Here is a 17,703-nt window from a genome sequence, read left to right on the forward strand (position 1 = left end):
ATTAGCGAGAAATTGCCTAAAACTCGATGGCTTTGCATCAGGGATCGCCCACACCATCCAGATGCGTCCTAGGTTGGGCCTTGAAACGCAAAAGGCCGCCCGGGGTGGACGGCCTTCTGATATCTGTTGGAAAAGCTTAACGCTTGGAGAACTGGAAGCTCTTGCGCGCTTTGGCCTTGCCGTATTTCTTCCGCTCAACCACGCGGCTGTCGCGGGTCAGGAAGCCGGCGGCTTTCAACGCGCCCCGCAGGGACGGATCGTAAAGCTGCAGCGCTTTTGACACGCCGTGCTTGACCGCGCCGGCCTGACCGGACAGACCGCCGCCCTTGACAGTGGCCACCACGTCAAACTGGCCTTCGGTGCCGGAAACGGTGAACGGCTGTGCCAGGATCATCTGCAGCACGGGGCGCGCAAAATATTCGTTCTGCGGCTTGCCGTTCACGGTGACCTTGCCAGAGCCGGGCTTGATCCAGACACGGGCAATCGCGTCTTTCCGCTTGCCCGTTGCGTAGGAGCGACCCAGATCGTCACGGACCGGCTCGCGCGGCGTTTCGATCACTTCGGGGGCAGCTTCGAGACCTGCGGCCTGGCCGAGCTCTTCGAGTGTGTTGATTTCTTCAGCCATGCTCATGCACTCCGGGTGTTTTTGCTGTTCATGGATTTCACGTCCAGAACTTCGGGGCTCTGCGCCTCGTGAGGGTGTTCACCACCTGCATAGACGCGCAGGTTGGTCATTTGCTGGCGGGACAGACGGTTGCCGGGCAGCATGCGCTTGACCGCGAGGGTTACGACGCGCTCGGGGTGTGCGCCCTCAAGGATTTGCGCCTTGGTACGGGATTTGATCCCGCCCGGATGGCCGGTGTGCCAGTAGTGATGCTCTTCACGCTTCTTGCCGGTCAGCTGGATCTTGTCCGCGTTGATGACAATCACGTTGTCGCCCATATCCATGTGCGGTGTGAAGGACGCTTTGTGTTTGCCGCGCAGACGTTGCGCGATGATCGAGGCAAGACGGCCCAGAACAACGCCCTCGGCGTCGATCAGGATCCATTTCTTGTCGATATCTGCGGGTGTTGCAGAAAAGGTTTTCATGGACGGTTCCCCGTTTGAGGTGAAAGACTGTGCTGTCGCATCAGTCCAAATTCGATTAGGGGGTTATACAGCAGCCAAATTGCGGGTCAAGCAGCAGAACTCAGGTAATATTCAGCAATATCAATGGTTTAAAAATAAGGTATTATTTTACCCCAGTGACTTGATGACTTATTTAGTCGCAACCATTGCGTCGTATCAGGGGGCTCTGCGATGTGATGCGCGTACAGCAACACCTATCGTCAAATCCAGGTCACTGAATGTACGCCGTTGGTGCAAAGCGCCAAGCCTCAATTTCTGTTTCCCAATTCTCGTTAAAATCGTCAGTGAACGATTGTAGTTGCTGTGCTGTCTCATGAGCTTTTTGCGACGAAACCCGCAAGTATGATCTGTAAGTATTGTCTACATACAGCTGATCCAGCGCAGTCTTAGCCATAGCCAAATGAATGATAGGCCAGTCTTGTCCATGCTGTCATCGACACTCTGAGGCTGGTCAAACTTCGCTGTTGCATCAATGATCCACGGCATTGCAATTCTTATCATCGGCGGCCTTCGGTGCTTGAATGTTTCCTGCCTCGAAGGTGCCTTACGTGCCGGGAATACCGTAAGTGGATGGTGTCGAACCTCAAACGCTGATCTGCTCCGGCGGGTTGTCCAGAAGCTGGCACAGCCGTGTTATCGCAGCTTCAAAGCTGCCGAGCGACACGCCGGCGTTGACCGCCATCCGCACCGCATGGGGCGCGCGCGCGTCGCGGCAGACGAACTCCTCGGCGGATCTGATCTGAACACCCACCGCCTCGGCGGCCTGGCAGAATGCCCCTGCCCGCCAGCCCATCGGCAACCGCAACCACAAAAACGGGACATCCTCCCGCCAGCTCAGATCGTACCCGCCCAAGATATTCACGGCGCTTTGCACGTAGATGTTGAACGCGCGGCGGGTCTCCTCGGTCAACGTATCGATCTGCGGATGCATCAGCAGCAACGCGGCCACATCGCTCATCGGGGTGGCCAGGCCAAAGAAGCTGTGCTCGGCATTGCGGCGCAGCACCGACCATTTGCCCTCAGGGGCAATCGCAAAGCCAAAGCGCAGAGCGGGTGTGACCGTCTTGGCAATCGACGAGACGTACCAGCCGCGCTCCGGCGCCAGCATCCGGTACGACGGGGCGCGGTTCACGCCCATCCGGTAACAATCATCTTCCAGGATCTGCGCATCGTATTTGCGTGCGATCCGGGCAATCTCTTCACGCCGGGCCAGAGGGGTGAACCCGCCCGTCGGGTTGTGCACTTCCGGTGAGGTACACAGGACCTGCGCATCATGGGATCGCATCGCCTGCTCGAAGGCGTCAGGCAGGATCCCGTTAGCATCCATCGCAACCGGCACAACATCGGCCCGCAACATCTCGGCTGCGCGGCGGAACCCGGGATAGGCCAGTTCCTCGATCAACACCGTCGGTCTGCGCCCCTCTAGGATCGATTGCAGCACCATTAGGACAGCGTTCTGTCCACCATGGCAGAGCACGATATCCTTGTCGCCGAGCGGGCCCAGCGGCGTCCCTTCCAACCAGCGTAACACCGCACGCCGCGCCGGGCGGGCGCCGGCACGGCTGGGATAGTGCATGACGCCCGAGGGCGGGTCCTCTGCCACCTGCACCATCAACTGCCGGATCAGCTTGTCCTGACCAACGCAGGGCAGATGCGGCGAGAACAGGCTGACATTGTACTGCTCGCCATCTTCTTCTGCGTCATGCGGCACAACGTCGATCTCAATGGGTGCATCCGATACCCGCGTATGGTGCGGCGGGGCCACGAAGGTGCCGCGCCCGACCTCGGCATTCAAGATGCCTTCGTCTGTCAGGATCGTATAAGCGCGCGCCACGGTGCCGGGTGTGATGCTCAGCTTCCAGGCCAGATCGCGCACGGGGGGTAGCTTGTCTCCGGGCTTCAGATCGCCCGCCTCTATCCCCTGTCGGATACTACTAACAACCGATTGATACTTTGGGCCCTGCCCGTCGATCAGCGCTGGCTGCCAAATTGTACCCATTACAATGTTTTCCTAGCACGTTTGTATCAATTATCGTATCAAGATTTCATAGCTATACCGCTATATTGTGTCAATACAATTCAGGAGATTTCCCATGACACACGCACAGACACCATCGCCCCGGACCCTGGCTTTCCTCAACGAGGCCAAAGAGATGCCAACACTGGCCATCGTCGCGATTGAGTTTGCTGTCTGCGTGACGAAATGGGCCACACGCTACCGTACCAGACGCGCGCTGAAACAGTTGACGGTCTGGCAGCTGGACGATGTGGGACTGACACCAAGGCAGGCTCGTGACGAGGCGGCCAAGGTGTTCTGGCGCGCGTAACCTCCCCGGTACGCGACCAGACCTCTTCCTCAAGGCCGGGTTTTATCCCGGCCTTTTTTTATAGGGTGTCTCGGAGATCTCGATGCATTCGATGCTGGTCAGCTCCGGCTCACCGCCACGTGCGCCGCTGCCCGCCGCGATCCAGAGTTTGCGATCATACACACAGCAGTTTGTCCCGTGTCGCGCCCGGTTGAGGCTTGGCCCCATGCGCCAGGTTTCTGTGATCGTATCGAATATCTGCATCTCGACAAAGGCCTCCATGCGCCCGGCCTCGCCCCCCACATAGTGGATTTTGCCATCAATCACACCCGTCCCGCCAGCGGCGGTTTCAACGGGCAAGGGTTCATCATGAACGGACCATGTGCCGGTCTTGAAATCATAGACATCGACATCACCGATCGTGGCAAAGAACAGCGCATTATAGTCCTGCCCGTTGTGGCGCCCGGTCTCCCGTCCACCAAAGAAGTACAGTTTATCCGCCACAATGGCGCAGGGCGCGTGGTCGCGCTTGTTCGGCGCATCGGGCAGCACCTGCCACTCACCTGTCTCGGGATTGATCCGGTCAAACCACGCCTGTGTGCCAGAGTGATGCCCGTCGATGATCCCGCCGACCACGTAGATCCAGCCATCCGTATGCAGCGCGCAGCCCGCCGCCCCGCGCCGCCGCGCCTGCGGGATACGCGGCCCCTCTCTCCAGGTGTCGCTATCGGGTTGGTAGATATAGACCGTCTCCAGCGGCGTTTCGCGCGGGAACTCCCCTGTCATTGTGCCCAGCAGCCAGATCTCGCGCCCGACGATAACCGGTTGAAAGTGGTGGATTTCCATCGGGGGCGGCGCGGCGGACGTCCAGGTATTGGTGTCGGGATCGAAGATGTCGACCGGCTGAATGCGCCGCCCGCCAAAGAGGTAGAATTTGCCGTCGAGGGCCGCAAATCCGTTTTCGTGCCGACAATGTGGCGTGCCCGTACAGTCCAGCGTGATCCAGTCCGACATCGGTTCCTCCCTTTTCAGGTCAGAGATGACCAGATTGGCGCCCCTTGGACAAGGTCCTGTTATATCGACGCTTTTGCCGGCGGAATGGCGTAGGTGAGGCTCGCCCGGGCAACGGGTGCATCGACGCCTTCGGAATAGATCAACACATCGCTGACCGACAATTGCCTGCCCAGTTTCAGCAACCGCACCTTGCCGATCAGATCGACACCTGCTGCAGGCTTGCGCATGAAGTCGATGCTGCAGTTGGTTGTCACCGCCAGCGCCTGCGGGCCGATCCGCGCGAGCGTCATGAGATAGGCCCCAACATCCGCCAGCGCAAAAAGTGTCGGACCCGAAACGGTGCCACCCGGGCGCAGATGCTTGTAACTGACATTCAAACGCACTGTCAGCGTCTCGGGCGCCACCTCCTCAACGGTGAAATCACCGGCCACCTGCTCAAACACCTGATCCAAAAAGGTATTCAACGCGGCTGCGTCCATTTTTATGTCCATGCAGATGCTCCCTTGCCCTGCCGTCACGTTGAGCGAATTCTCCCCGCAGAGCAAGCCAGCGCATGAGCTGGGAACATTTGACGCCACGTCGCACGATTGTTTCCAAATCGGAGCAGCAGAGTTTCTACCTGCGGTATTTTAATTTGGGCAGGAACGTGGCAACTATAGGGCAAGGCGGAAACGTCTTGATGCTTTTGGGTCGCCGTGGGCGGAAGGTCCCTCCAAACCAGTCTCTCGCTGGTTCGACATTCCCGCAGCGGCGACCCCAAAAACTTCCCTCTCATATCACCACGCAGGAGTAGTACCGCCTTGCTGGCGGTTGCACCGCGTGGGGGCCTGCCTTACATGGCGAACATGACAGAAGAATTGCATATCGTCGGCGGCGGCATGGCCGGATCAGAAGCGGCCTGGCAGGCGGCGCATATGGGCGTGCAGGTTGTGCTGCACGAAATGCGCCCCGAGGTCGGCACCTTTGCCCATCAGACCGGGTTGTTGGGCGAGATGGTGTGTTCCAACTCCTTTCGCTCCGACGACAGTGAACAAAACGCCGTTGGGCTCTTGCATTGGGAAATGCGCGCTGCCGGTGGTCTGATCATGCAGATGGCGGACAAACACCGCCTGCCCGCAGGTGGCGCGCTGGCGGTGGACCGTCATCCCTTTGCGCAATCGGTCACCGATGCGCTGGTCGCGCACCCGAATGTGCGTGTCGAATATGGCGAGATCACCGAGCTGCCCAGCGACGGCCAGTGGATCATTGCAACGGGCCCGCTGACCTCCGGCGCGCTGGGACAGGCCATTGCGGCGGAGACCGGGGCCGAGGCTTTGGCCTTCTTCGACGCCATTGCGCCCATCGTCTATTTCGACAGCATCGACATGTCGCGCGCCTGGATGCAATCGCGCTATGACAAGGGCGAGACGGAGGAAGAGCGCACCGCCTATCTCAACTGCCCGATGGACCGCGACCAGTACGAAGGGTTCATCGATGCGCTAATGGCGGCCGACAAGACCGAATTCCACGAAGGTGAAACAGCCGGGTATTTCGACGGCTGCCTGCCCATCGAGGTGATGGCGGAGCGCGGGCGCGAGACCCTGCGCTTTGGCCCGATGAAGCCCGTGGGCCTGACCAACCCGCATCAGCCGGACGTGAAACCCTATGCGGTGGTGCAGCTGCGGCGCGACAACAAGCTCGGCACGCTTTACAATATCGTCGGCTTCCAGACCAAGATGAAATACGGCGCGCAAACAGATGTTTTCAAACGCATTCCGGGCCTGGAAAATGCCAGTTTTGCCCGGCTGGGCGGCATCCACCGCAACACGTTCCTGAATTCCCCGACGTTGCTCGACGGGCAGATGCGGCTGCGCTCACGTCCGAACATTCGCTTTGCCGGCCAGATCACCGGGGTCGAAGGGTATGTGGAATCCGCTGCCATGGGCCTGTTGGCGGGGCGTCTGGCGGCCAGTGCCATTTTGGGCAGCCCGATCGAGACACCGCCTCCCAGCACGGCAACCGGTGCGCTGATCACGCATATCAGCGGCGGGGCCGAGGCCAAGACGTTCCAGCCGATGAATGTGAACTTTGGGCTCTTCCCGCCGGTCGAGGGCCTGAAGGGCGGCAGGCGTGGCCGCAAGGACCGCTACAAGGCCTATACGGACCGGGCCAAGGCGGCCTGGCAAGAGTGGCTTGGCACCGGCGCACTGGACGCCGCCTAGTCAAGCCGGTTACCCTTGGGCCATGACACAAAAATTTCTGGACAAGGTCTACGACGCCCGCGATGCGGATGAAACCCGCACTCTCTATAACGACTGGTCTGCCAGCTATGACGCCGAAGTCGGCAGTCAGGGGTATGCGACCCCGGGCCGATGCGCCGAGGCTCTGGCGCAGTTCATGAAGGATCAGACCCTGCCGGTGCTGGATTTCGGCTGTGGCACCGGGCTTTCGGGGCTGGCGCTGAAGCTTGCCGGGTTTGCCACCATCGACGGTGTGGATCTGTCCGAAGAAATGTTGGCCAAGGCCCGCGCCAAGAGACTCTACCGCACCCTCACAGTGATCGAGGCGGATGCACCGCTCCCCGTCACGCCGGGCGACTATGCCGCGATTGCTGCCATCGGGGTGATCGGGGCGGGTGCCGCGCCGATTTCGGTTTTCGACGACCTGATGAAGGCCCTGGCCCCGGGGGGCTTTCTGGTGCTGTCGCTGAATGATCACGCGCTGCAGGACCGCGCAAACGAAGCCCGTCTTTGCGAGTGGATCGACTGCGGTGCCGCCCGTCTGCTCTTTCGTGACAGCGGCCCGCATTTACCCGGGATCAACTTGAACTCCAACGTCTACGTGCTTGAGAAAAATTGACAATTCGCACCCGGTTTGCCCCGTCACCGACAGGGCCTCTGCATCTTGGTCATGCCTTCTCGGCGCTTGTTGCCTACGACATGGCTCATGCGGCAGAGGGTGATTTCCTGCTGCGGATTGAAGACATCGATACATCACGCGTCCGGCCCGCCTGGGAGGCGCAGATCTATGAGGATCTGCAGTGGCTCGGCCTCGACTGGCCGACACCCGTATTGCGACAGTCGGAGAATATGGCAGCCTATGAAAGCGCCCTGGACCGGCTGTGGCAAGCTGGCCTGCTCTACCCCTGCAGTTGCAACCGCCGGGATATTCTGGAGGCGATGTCCGCCCCGCAGGAAGGTGCGACCCTGCCCATGGGACCCGATGGGTTGATCTACCCCGGCACCTGCCGGGATATCCCCCGGGGTCCGGGCGCAGAACGTCCCCGGGATAGCGCGCTGCGGCTCGATATGCGCCGCGCCGTGGCACAGCGCCTCTTTGCCTTTACCGAAACCGGTGCGGGACCTGGGGGTGAAACCGGCCTGATCACCGTGACGCCCGATCAATTGATACAGCACGTCGGAGACGTGGTTTTATCCCGGCGCGACATGGGCACCTCTTACCATCTCTCGGTCGTGGTGGACGATGCGGCGCAGGACATCACCCATGTCACCCGCGGCGCTGATCTCTTTGAGGCGACGGCGATTCACGTGATCCTGCAGGATCTCCTGGACCTGCCGACACCGCTTTATCATCACCACCGGCTGATCCGGGATGAGGCTGGCAAGAGGCTGGCCAAGCGCGACGACGCGCGCGCGCTGGCCACCTACCGTGATCAGGGTCTGCAGCCCGCCGACATTCGTAGCATGCTGGGCCTGCCCTCGACGGCAGGCTCACAGGGGCTGTGACAGCTCCACCTCACCGGCTTCGGACACGCCCGTATAAAAACAGCTGCGCCGTCCGGTGTGGCAGGCCGCGCCCACCTGCCGGACCTGCATCAGAAGGCAATCGCGGTCGCAGTCCACGCGCATGTCCACCAGCGTCTGGTGATGTCCGCTGGTCTCGCCCTTGACCCAAAAGGCCTGTCGTGACCGGCTCCAATAGGTGACCTTGCCTGTCGCAAGTGTCTGCATCACGCTCTCGCGGTTCATCCAGGCCATCATCAGCACCTCGCCATTGTCGGCATCCTGCGCAATTGCGGGGATCAGACCGGCCGCGTCGTAGCGCAGGCTATCGGGGTCGAAGGGAACGGGATCGTGAGACATGCGAAAAACCTTTTTGCATCTGCTGCGTCAGGACTTATGTATGAAAGTCGAAAACAACGGAAGGCCGTCTGGGTCCCATGTCTGGTGAAAACGATCTGATCAAACTCTATTCCGGCCGTATTCTGGCCCTTGCGGCGGATATCCCGCATCTGGGACAGCTTGATGCGCCGATGGCCCGGGTCAAGAAGCGCTCGCCCCTCTGCGGTTCCGCCGTCACGGTCGATCTGAATGTCGAGAATGGACAGGTCAGCGCCTATGCGCAGGATGTGAAGGCCTGTGCGCTGGGGCAAGCGGCGGCTGCCGTCACGGGCGGTGCGATCATTGGCCGAACCCTGCCGGAGCTTGAAGCGGCGCGTGATGCATTGCGGGCCATGCTGAAAGACGTAGGCCCGGTGCCCGCCGCCCCCTTTGACGGGTTCGAGGTGTTGGAGCCCGCGCGGGACTACAAGAACCGTCACGCCTCCATCCTGCTCAGCATCGAAGCGGCTTGCGAGGCAATGACACAGGCGCTTCAGGCCGACTGCGCCTGAGATCAGGGCCTGTATTAGCAATTTTTAAGTAAATTCGTGACAGTAAGTTCCGCAGGCAAATCTGCGGGGCAGCATGAACATCCAACCTCAGTTTGACGACAACAGGCATGCGGATCGATTAACGCAGGCTGCGGCAGCGCTTGGATATGAAATCGTTGACATTGCCGGGTTTCTCGATCTGGTGGAGGAACACGCAAGGGCGCAGCGCCGGGGGTTGAGCGTGCTGGATGAGCGTGCCAGCGAAATGGGCAAGGCCAATTCCGATGTGCGCGACGCGGTGCAGACCATGGCGCAGAACACCGATGAGACCGCCCGCGATGTGAAATCTTCCGCCGAACTGGTCCGGACAACGGGGGAAAAGACTCGCAGTGTTGCCGGATGGGTGCAGGACCTGTCCCAGAAAACCGAAGCGGTCGGCGATACGCTCTCAGCGGTGAAAACCAACAACCAGCAGATTGCCGGCATTGCGACGCAGGTGAACACGCTGGCGATCAACGCCAAGATCGAAGCGGCCCGCGCCGGGGATGCGGGGCGTGGCTTTGCCGTGGTGGCCGATGCCATCAACGAGTTGTCCCAGAAAACCCGCGATGCAGCGGTCGAGATTTCGAACAACATCGAATCCCTGGCGGACTGGATTTTGGAGCTTGGCAAGGAAGCGAGCGGGATTGCGACACAGGCCGCTGACGTGCTGGAAAATGCCGGTGGCACGGACACGGCGCTCAGCCGGATGGAAACCTCGATCACGTCGGCCAACCAACAGGCGCAGCGGATCGCCGAGCAGGCAGAGCGTATGCATTCCGCCATGTCTGATTTCGAGCCCGCCCTGAAGGAGATCGACACCGCCGTGCAGTCAACCTCTTCCGGTATCGAGAAGACCCATGAACGGGTGTTGCGCCTGATCGACACCTCGGAGACGATTGTTCAATCGACTGCCCTGTTGGGCGGCAATTCCGTCGACACGCCTTTCATTCAACGGGCGCAGAACCTTGCGCGCGAGTTGGGTGACCGCCTGGAGGAGGCCGTGGAGAGCGGGACCACCACGATGTCGCGCCTGTTTGACCGCAACTATCGCCCGATCCCGGGATCCGATCCGGAGCAGGTCATCAACGAGTGTACCGAAGTGATGGACCGTATCCTGCCGCCCTTGCAGGAACCCGTTCTGGAGATGGACAGCAAGGTCGTTTTCTGTGCAGCCGTCGATACAAACGGGTATCTGCCGACGCACAACCGCAAATTCTCCCATCCGCCCAGCGACGATCCGGTGTGGAACATGGCCCATTGCCGCAATCGCCGCATTTTCGACGATCGGGTCGGGCTGAAGGCGGGGCGCAACACCGAGCCGTTCCTGCTGCAGGTTTATCGCCGGGACATGGGCGGCGGAGAGTTCAAGATGATGAAAGACCTATCCGCGCCCATTTTTGTGCAAGGCAGGCACTGGGGCGGGTTGCGGCTGGCCTACACTTTCTGACGCCCTTGCGAAAAAAAACGCCGCACGTCCCGAGCAGGACGGCGGCGTCAGGTTAAGCGTCTCTCGCGGGGGAGTCCTGTACATGCGGCAGGGGGAAGACCCTGATGAGACGTGGAACAGGCAGTGTTCGTCTCAAGCACCGGATTGGGAAAAGTGCTGGCACATACGAGGCGCGAGATCGCAGGCAGAAATCAGGTAAGAGACGGCAGGTGTAACCCCACCACAAGCATCACGATGAGTGCCGTTGCCCCTGCTGCATCCTGAAGCAACGTCGCGTGAGACCGCGATGCGATGTCTTTGATCTGTAGCAGTATGGACATGACAACCCTCCGTTCTGTTGCCCCTTTGTTCTCATAATTTTAATCAACTGTAAAGAACTTAATGAGAACATTCGCGAACAAAAGTGCTTTGGTTCGCCTAACCGACTGAAATCAAACGGATCGCTTCTTCCTGCCGCATCAGCCAAAGCAGCAGGCGCGCGGCCTTGCCCCGCCCGCTCTCCAGTTTGGGATCATCCGACAGCAGACGCCGTGCATCCGTCTGCGCAACCGCCATCAACCCGGCCTGCCGTTCCAGATCAGCCACGCGAAAGCGCGGCAGTCCCGACTGCGCCGTCCCGATCAGATCCCCCGCCCCCCGCATCTGCAAGTCGGTCTCGGCAATGACGAAACCGTCTTCGGTCTCGCGCAGCACCTCCAGCCGCTTGCGACCATTTTCAGACAGCGGCGATTGATAGAGCAGGAGACAGGTGGAGGCCGCCTCCCCACGCCCCACGCGACCCCGCATCTGGTGCAATTGCGCCAGGCCAAACGTCTCCGCCCGTTCGATGACCATGATCGTCGCATTGGGCACGTTCACGCCGACCTCGATTACGGTCGTCGCCACCAGCACCTTGGTGTCACCGGCAACAAACCGCGCCATGGCCGCGTCTTTCTCCGCAGCCGGCATTTGCCCGTGCACCAAGCCGACGACCCCTTCGCCCAAGGCGGCGCGCAGCTGTTTGAACCGGCCTTCTGCTGCCGTGAGATCAACAACCTCACTTTCTTCCACCAAAGGACAGACCCAATAGCATTGGCGCCCGCCCTCGATCACCGCGCGCAGACGGTCGACCACTTCCTCCATCCGGCCCGTGCTGATCAACGCGGTCTTGATGGGTTTGCGCCCTGGGGGCTTTTCATCGAGTACAGAGACATCCATGTCGCCATATTGGGCCAGCGACAGCGAACGCGGGATCGGCGTGGCCGTCATCACCAGCACATCGACCGCCTGCCCCTTGCGTCCAAGCTCCAGCCGCTGCCGGACACCGAAGCGATGCTGTTCGTCAACGACCGCGAGGCGCAGGTCAGCAAAGTGGACATCCGCCTGGAACACCGCGTGGGTTCCGACGAGAATCTGGATGTCACTGCGGGCCAGCGCGTCGAGCTTGCGCCGCCTATCCGTGCCCTTATCGCGGCCCGTCAAAACCTCCAGCACAACCCCGGCCTCCTCGGCAAGGGGTTGCAGGGATTCAAGGTGCTGTCGTGCCAAGATTTCAGTGGGGGCCATCAGGACCGCCTGCCCGCCCGCCTCCACCGCGCGCAGCAGCGCCATGAAGGCAACAAGTGTCTTTCCCGCCCCCACGTCGCCCTGCAGCAACCGGTTCATCCGGGTCTCGGCGGCCATGTCAGCATTGATTTCGACAATCGCCCGGTCCTGCGCGCCCGTCGCCTGATAGGGCAGTGAAGACATTACTCTGGCTTGCAAGTGACCGTCACCGTGACTGGCGCGCCCGGGCTTGCGACGTTCGATCGAGCGCGCGAGCGCCAGTGTCAGCTGATGCGCCAGCAACTCGTCATAGGCCAGCCTTTCCCGCGCGGGTGCCGTCGCTGCCAAATGGTCCAGCCGCGCGGGGCTGTGCGCCGCCCATACGGCCTTGTGAAAGTCCGGCCAGCCAACGCGCGCCTTCTGGGTCGGATCAATCCATTCCGGCATATCCGGTACAAGGCTTGCCGCAGCACGTGTCGCCTTGAACATCAGTTTTTGCGTCACACCGGCAGTTAGTGGATAAACCGGTTCGAAATCAGGGAGTTGCGCAGCATCAGCCTCTGCAACGATGTGATCGGGGTGCACCATCTGGGCGATGCCGTCAAACAACTCAACCCGCCCGGAGACCACGCGCCTGCTGCCCTCCGGCAGCGTTTTTTGCCAGTAGTCGCCGCGCGCATGAAAGAACACCAGTTGAAAGGAGGTCTCCGTATCCTGCACATGAATCCGGTAGGCCCCGCCTTTTGTTCGCGCCTGTGTGTGCGTCCCGATCTCTACGGCAACTGTCAGGGTCGCAGGCAACACTGCGTCCTGAATGGTCGACCGCAGATGCCGATCAATCCCCGACTGCGGCAGGGTGAACAGCAGATCGCGCGGCGCGTCGACCCCAAGGGCCGCCATATGAGCAGCGGTTTTGGGCCCGACGCCCTTCAGCGTTTTCACCTCCGCAAACAGGGGGTAGAGGCATTCGGGCCGTCCGCTCATGCGTCCGAAATCAAGGTCAGCCAGCCATCTTCGTCCAGCGTTTCAATGCCCAGATCGGCGGCCTTCTTGGCCTTGGACCCGGCCCCCGGCCCGGCAACCAGGATGTCGGTCTTGGCGGAGACGGAACCCGATACCTTCGCGCCCAACCGCTCGGCCCGGGCCTTGGCCTCGGCGCGTGTCATCTTTTCCAGGGTGCCAGTAAAGACCACGATTCTTCCGGCAACCGGGCTGCCTTGCGTGTCAGGTCGCGCGACGGGCTGCACATCCAACTGCGTGATCAGGCGATCAATCGACGCCCGCTCCGCCGGTTGCGCCAGCGTGTGCACAAGCGACCCGGCCATGACTGCGCCGACACCATCGATGTCGATCAGATCCTGCCAGGCCGCGCCCTCCTGATCCTGCGCGGCTTGCATCGCGGCATCGAACGCGTCCCATGTTCCATAATGCAGCGCGATGAGGTTCGAGGCCGCCTCCCCCACATGCCTGATCCCAAGAGAAAAAATCAGGCGGGACAGAGAGATCTTGCGTTTCTCGTCAATGGCGTCGAAGAGGTTATTCGCCGATTTTTCCCCCCACCCTTCGCGGTTCTTCAGCTGCTTCATACCGGTGCCGAAGTGCTCTTTCAGAGTGAAGATATCTGCGGGTTCCTTGATCCACTTGTCGCCGTAGAATTGTTCGACCTGCTTTGCACCCAGTCCTTCAATGTCAAAGGCCGCTCTGGAGACGAAGTGCTTGAGCTTTTCCACCGCCTGAGCCGGGCAGATCAATCCGCCCGAACACCGCCGTACCGCATCCCCGGGTTCGCGCAGAGCATCGCTGTCGCATTCCGGGCAACGGGTGGGAAACGCGTAGGGTTGTGCATCATCGGGCCGCTTGCTCAGATCAACATCGGCAACCTTCGGGATCACATCTCCTGCACGGTAGACCTGAACCCAGTCGCCGACCCGGATATCCTTGCCCCCGCGAATGTCGCCTCCCTTGTTGTCACGCCCTGCGATGTAGTCTTCGTTGTGCAGCGTCGCATTGGAAACGACGACCCCGCCGACAGTCACCGGGTGCAGGCGCGCGACGGGCGAGAGCGCACCGGTGCGCCCCACCTGAATGTCGATGGCCTCCAGCCGGGTCCAGGCCAGTTCAGCCGGGAACTTATGCGCAATCGCCCAGCGGGGTGTCGTGGATCGGAAGCCCAGTCGTTCCTGCAGCGTCAGGTCGTTAACTTTGTACACGACCCCATCGATGTCATATCCAAGTGTCGCGCGCTGCGCCTCGATCACATCGTAATGCGCTACAAGTTCCGATGGTCCGGCACATGTTCGGGTCAATGGGTTTGTTGCAAAGCCCATTTCGGCCAGACGCTCAATGGCCTCCATTTGCGTTGTGGCCAGAGGTTCGGACAGGGCGCCCCAGGCATAGGCAAAGAAGCGCAGCGGCCGCGCGCGGGTGATGCTTGCATCGAGCTGCCGCAAGGATCCTGCGGCTGCATTGCGCGGATTGGCAAAAACCTTGCCACCTGTTTCAGTCTGGCGCGCATTCAGAGCTTCAAAGTCCGGGTGAGACATGTAGACCTCTCCACGGACTTCCAGCACCTCGGGCGCCTCTGCAATTTGCGTTGGGATATCACCAATCGTACGCGCATTGGCCGTGACATTTTCACCGATAGAGCCATCGCCCCGCGTTGCTGCCTGCACCAGTTTCCCGTTTTCAAACCGCAGCGACAGTGAAAGTCCGTCGATCTTGGGCTCGGCGGTATAATCCAGCTGTGTCTCTTCCGGGATACCCAGATATCTGCGAACACGCCCATCGAAGTCGGCAATATCTTCGGCGTCAAATCCATTGGCAAGCGAGAGCATCGCAACCGCGTGCTCTACCTTTGAAAAGCCCTCGGACGGCGCGGCCCCAACCTGATCCGTCGGGCTGTCGGTGCGTTTGAGATGAGGGAATCGCGCTTCAATCGCGATGTTGCGCTTTTTGAGCGCGTCATACTCCGCATCTGAGAGGTCCGGGGCATCGGCACCATGGTAGGCTGTATTTGCCTGCGCCAGCACTTCCGACAGCCGCGCCAGTTCCTTCTTTGCGGCGTCTTCGTTCAATTCTTCGATTTCTGCCAGAGACGCCAAGACCTGCCCCTTTCCTTGTCGCATACCCGATTAGATATGCGGAGGTCCGGGTCAGGTCCAGTTCATTTCGTTTGGAAGACTTCACTGCGTCGGGTCCGGCACAAGCCCCCTTGGCCGGACCATACAGCGAGTGATTAAGCGCCGACTGCCAGCCGTTGCGGATCATCGACCTGGTTGGGTTCAGGATCCCGCAAAACGTAGCCACGCCCCCAGACGGTTTCGATATAATTTTCGCCACCTGTCGCGGTGCTGAGTTTCTTGCGCAGCTTGCAGATGAAGACGTCGATGATCTTCAACTCAGGCTCGTCCATGCCGCCGTAAAGGTGGTTCAGGAACATTTCCTTCGTCAAGGTCGTGCCTTTGCGCAGCGACAGAAGTTCCAGCATCTGGTATTCTTTGCCTGTCAAATGCACCGGTTTGTTGTCCGCACTGACGGTCTTGGCATCCAGGTTCACCGAAATCAGGCCGGTGTCGATCACGGATTGGGAATGCCCTTTCGAGCGTCGGATAATCGCATGAATGCGGGCCACCAATTCTTCGCGATGGAATGGTTTGGTCAAGTAATCATCCGCCCCGAAACCAAAGCCCTTAATCTTGTTCTCAGTATCATCAGCGCCCGACAGGATCAGAATTGGCGTCTCGATACGCGACAGGCGCAACTGACGCAGCACCTCGTGCCCATTCATGTCCGGCAGATCGAGATCAAGCAGAATCAGATCATAATCGTACAGTTTTGCAAGATCGATCCCTTCCTCCCCCAGATCCGTCGCATAGACGTTCAGATTGGCGTGTGTCAGCATCAGTTCGATGCTCTTCGAGGTTGTGGGGTCGTCTTCCACTAGCAGTACGCGCATGATTTTCTCCGCATCGGGTGAACGTTTACATCGGAATTAACCGTGAAGAAAAAAGGTTAATCACACGTTACCGTCTGCAAGAATATTACGCGAACAACTTATGGTTGTCTATATTTTTGTAAGGCTGTGGCCTTCAGGGCATCTTCACCATGCTCTGAAACAGCCTTTACCCACTCGTGAAATTCATCTTCGCTGATCTGATAGCGCTTCAGCGCATCGCTCTGTGTGATCAACCCATAGGCCACACCTCGCACGACCGCAGCTTTGCGCGATGCCACCCAACGTTTCGTACGCGCAGGCGGAAGGTCGGCCTGTGTCATGACACTACCGTCCGCCAATGTTACCGATCGTGGCCCATCCACTTTCTTTAGATACATCACTCATACCCGTTCTTACTCTGTTGGACAGACCTTGACGCGAGGGCCTTAAAGACCGATGAAGCGCGCTCTTGAGAGTAATTAGGATTTTCCTATATTTCCTCAGAAGTCCCGGAGAACCCTGATGCCGCTTGATCAAAAGCCCCCATTGAATTCGCTTGGCTTTGCCAAGGCGCCCGCCGACACGCGGGTCGTCGTTGCGATGTCGGGCGGCGTCGACAGCTCTGTTGTTGCAGCTATGCTGGCCGAAGAGGGCTATGACGTCGTGGGCGTGACCCTGCAACTTTACGATCATGGTGCCGCGCTGGCCAAGAAAGGCGCCTGCTGTGCCGGGCTTGATATTCACGACGCGCGACGCGTGGCCGAGACGATGGGTTTTCCGCATTACGTGCTGGATTATGAGAACATTTTTAAAGATGCCGTGATTGACGAGTTCGCAGACAGCTATCTCGGCGGGGCAACACCGGTGCCCTGCATCCGCTGCAATGAACGTGTCAAGTTCAAGGACCTGCTGGAAACGGCCAAGGATCTGGAAGCCGATTGCATGGCGACGGGGCACTATATCCAGCGCAAGACAGGCGCGCAGGGGGCAGAGCTGCACGCCGCAGCCGACAGCGCCCGCGATCAGAGCTATTTCCTGTTCTCCACCACGCCCGAGCAGCTCGAATTTCTGCGCTTTCCACTGGGTCATCTGGCCTCAAAAGGTGACACCCGCGCATTGGCGGCAAAATACGGGCTGAGCGTGGCAGACAAGCCAGACAGCCAGGACATCTGCTTCGTGCCCAATGGCGATTATGCCTCGGTGATCCGCAAGCTGCGACCGGAAGCGGCCGATCCCGGTGATATCGTGCATGCGGACGGGCGCGTGTTGGCGCGTCATGACGGTGTCATTAACTATACCATCGGTCAACGCCGCGGTCTGGGAATCGGCGGGCTGGCCGAACCACTTTATGTGGTGAAACTCGACGCGGACACGAAAACCGTGGTGGTTGGACCGAAAGACATGCTCGCCACCCGCACCGTGCCGGTCCGCGAGATCAACTGGCTGGGGGATGCTCCCTTCGAGAGCCGCGCCGAATGGCACCTCGCGGTCAAGGTGCGCTCCACCCGTCCCCCGACCGAGGCCATCATCCGCCCAATCAGCGCAACAGAAGCCACCGTTGAACTGGTGACACCCGAAGAAGGTGTCTCGCCCGGACAGGCCTGCGTCTTCTACGACCCCGACAGTAGCCGCATCTATGGCGGCGGCTGGATTCACAAGGGCTGACATCCCGATAATGTCCGCCGGTCCGGCACGCGGCAAGCTGTTTGACCCGTCA

19 protein-coding genes are annotated in these 17,703 nt (G+C 60.1%); 8 read left to right on the forward strand and 11 right to left on the reverse strand.

The annotated features are described in order from the left end of the window. Window positions 1-136 precede the first annotated feature (136 nt). On the reverse strand, window positions 137-625 hold the full coding sequence (rpsI, locus tag Q1A07_RS18085) for a 30S ribosomal protein S9 (protein ID WP_299783409.1): 489 nt from the start codon (window positions 623-625) through the stop codon (window positions 137-139). A 2-nt stretch (window positions 626-627) separates the two neighbouring features. Further along, a complete protein-coding gene (gene rplM / locus Q1A07_RS18090; RefSeq protein ID WP_299783410.1) occupies window positions 628-1,089 on the reverse strand; it encodes a 50S ribosomal protein L13 in 462 nt (153 codons plus the stop codon). On the opposite strand from rplM, the gene Q1A07_RS18095 reads away from it, so the two are divergent. After that, window positions 1,088-1,426, forward strand: a complete 339-nt coding sequence (locus Q1A07_RS18095) for a hypothetical protein (protein ID WP_299783411.1) — start codon at window positions 1,088-1,090, stop codon at window positions 1,424-1,426. The genes rplM and Q1A07_RS18095 overlap by 2 nt on opposite strands. 285 nt (window positions 1,427-1,711) lie before the next feature. Here the strand turns inward: Q1A07_RS18095 and Q1A07_RS18100 are convergent, their stop codons facing one another. Further along, complete coding sequence (locus Q1A07_RS18100; RefSeq protein WP_299783412.1) at window positions 1,712-3,127, reverse strand: PLP-dependent aminotransferase family protein; 1,416 nt, start codon at window positions 3,125-3,127, stop codon at window positions 1,712-1,714. A 94-nt stretch (window positions 3,128-3,221) separates the two neighbouring features. Here Q1A07_RS18100 and Q1A07_RS18105 point away from each other — a divergent pair, with 94 nt between their 5' ends. Continuing rightward, on the forward strand, window positions 3,222-3,455 hold the full coding sequence (locus Q1A07_RS18105) for a DUF1127 domain-containing protein (protein WP_299783413.1): 234 nt from the start codon (window positions 3,222-3,224) through the stop codon (window positions 3,453-3,455). A 42-nt stretch (window positions 3,456-3,497) separates the two neighbouring features. Here Q1A07_RS18105 and Q1A07_RS18110 read toward each other — a convergent pair whose 3' ends face one another. Next, window positions 3,498-4,448, reverse strand: coding sequence for a kelch motif-containing protein (locus Q1A07_RS18110; protein WP_299783414.1), 951 nt, complete (start codon window positions 4,446-4,448; stop codon window positions 3,498-3,500). 59 nt (window positions 4,449-4,507) lie between these two features. Beyond that, window positions 4,508-4,939, reverse strand: a complete 432-nt coding sequence (locus Q1A07_RS18115) for a PaaI family thioesterase (RefSeq protein ID WP_299783415.1) — start codon at window positions 4,937-4,939, stop codon at window positions 4,508-4,510. 354 nt (window positions 4,940-5,293) lie between these two features. Between Q1A07_RS18115 and trmFO the strand changes: the two genes are divergently transcribed. From trmFO to gluQRS, 3 genes are read left to right on the forward strand one after another with little or no spacing between them, the layout of a single operon-like run. Next, a complete protein-coding gene (trmFO, locus tag Q1A07_RS18120; protein WP_299783416.1) occupies window positions 5,294-6,649 on the forward strand; it encodes a methylenetetrahydrofolate--tRNA-(uracil(54)-C(5))-methyltransferase (FADH(2)-oxidizing) TrmFO in 1,356 nt (451 codons plus the stop codon). Window positions 6,650-6,671: 22 nt separating this feature from the next. After that, window positions 6,672-7,286 carry a methyltransferase domain-containing protein gene (locus Q1A07_RS18125; protein ID WP_299783417.1) on the forward strand — a complete coding sequence of 205 codons (615 nt, stop codon included), beginning with the start codon at window positions 6,672-6,674 and terminating at the stop codon, window positions 7,284-7,286. A 2-nt stretch (window positions 7,287-7,288) separates the two neighbouring features. Beyond that, window positions 7,289-8,173: a tRNA glutamyl-Q(34) synthetase GluQRS gene (gene gluQRS / locus Q1A07_RS18130; RefSeq protein ID WP_299783568.1), complete on the forward strand. Its 885-nt coding sequence runs from the start codon at window positions 7,289-7,291 to the stop codon at window positions 8,171-8,173. On the opposite strand, the gene hisI is transcribed toward gluQRS, so the two are convergent. After that, a complete protein-coding gene (gene hisI, locus Q1A07_RS18135) occupies window positions 8,159-8,530 on the reverse strand; it encodes a phosphoribosyl-AMP cyclohydrolase (protein WP_299783418.1) in 372 nt (123 codons plus the stop codon). The genes gluQRS and hisI overlap by 15 nt on opposite strands. Before the next feature lie 77 nt (window positions 8,531-8,607). Between hisI and Q1A07_RS18140 the strand changes: the two genes are divergently transcribed. After that, complete coding sequence (locus tag Q1A07_RS18140; RefSeq protein WP_299783419.1) at window positions 8,608-9,060, forward strand: iron-sulfur cluster assembly scaffold protein; 453 nt, start codon at window positions 8,608-8,610, stop codon at window positions 9,058-9,060. Window positions 9,061-9,133: 73 nt separating this feature from the next. Continuing rightward, on the forward strand, window positions 9,134-10,528 hold the full coding sequence (locus Q1A07_RS18145) for a methyl-accepting chemotaxis protein (RefSeq protein ID WP_299783420.1): 1,395 nt from the start codon (window positions 9,134-9,136) through the stop codon (window positions 10,526-10,528). A 191-nt stretch (window positions 10,529-10,719) separates the two neighbouring features. Here the strand turns inward: Q1A07_RS18145 and Q1A07_RS18150 are convergent, their stop codons facing one another. The 5 genes from Q1A07_RS18150 to Q1A07_RS18170 form a co-directional block, all read right to left on the reverse strand. Further along, entirely contained in the window at window positions 10,720-10,848 is a 129-nt protein-coding gene (locus tag Q1A07_RS18150; RefSeq protein ID WP_299783576.1) for a hypothetical protein, read from the reverse strand. Between the two features lie 97 nt (window positions 10,849-10,945). Continuing rightward, window positions 10,946-13,036 (reverse strand): ATP-dependent DNA helicase RecG, encoded by a 2,091-nt coding sequence (gene recG / locus Q1A07_RS18155; protein ID WP_299783421.1) that lies wholly within the window; start codon window positions 13,034-13,036, stop codon window positions 10,946-10,948. Then, on the reverse strand, window positions 13,033-15,177 hold the full coding sequence (gene ligA / locus Q1A07_RS18160; protein WP_299783422.1) for an NAD-dependent DNA ligase LigA: 2,145 nt from the start codon (window positions 15,175-15,177) through the stop codon (window positions 13,033-13,035). The genes recG and ligA overlap by 4 nt, the downstream gene beginning before the upstream one ends. 110 nt (window positions 15,178-15,287) lie before the next feature. Then, window positions 15,288-16,007, reverse strand: a complete 720-nt coding sequence (gene ctrA / locus Q1A07_RS18165) for a response regulator transcription factor CtrA (RefSeq protein ID WP_195821941.1) — start codon at window positions 16,005-16,007, stop codon at window positions 15,288-15,290. Window positions 16,008-16,105: 98 nt separating this feature from the next. Further along, window positions 16,106-16,384, reverse strand: coding sequence for a DUF1153 domain-containing protein (locus Q1A07_RS18170; protein WP_195821940.1), 279 nt, complete (start codon window positions 16,382-16,384; stop codon window positions 16,106-16,108). Window positions 16,385-16,508: 124 nt separating this feature from the next. Between Q1A07_RS18170 and mnmA the strand changes: the two genes are divergently transcribed. Then, a complete protein-coding gene (mnmA, locus tag Q1A07_RS18175; RefSeq protein WP_299783423.1) occupies window positions 16,509-17,651 on the forward strand; it encodes a tRNA 2-thiouridine(34) synthase MnmA in 1,143 nt (380 codons plus the stop codon). Window positions 17,652-17,703 lie beyond the last annotated feature (52 nt).

Origin of the sequence: uncultured Roseobacter sp. (assembly GCF_947492555.1) — a bacterium.
Taxonomy (GTDB): Bacteria; Pseudomonadota; Alphaproteobacteria; order Rhodobacterales; family Rhodobacteraceae; genus Roseobacter.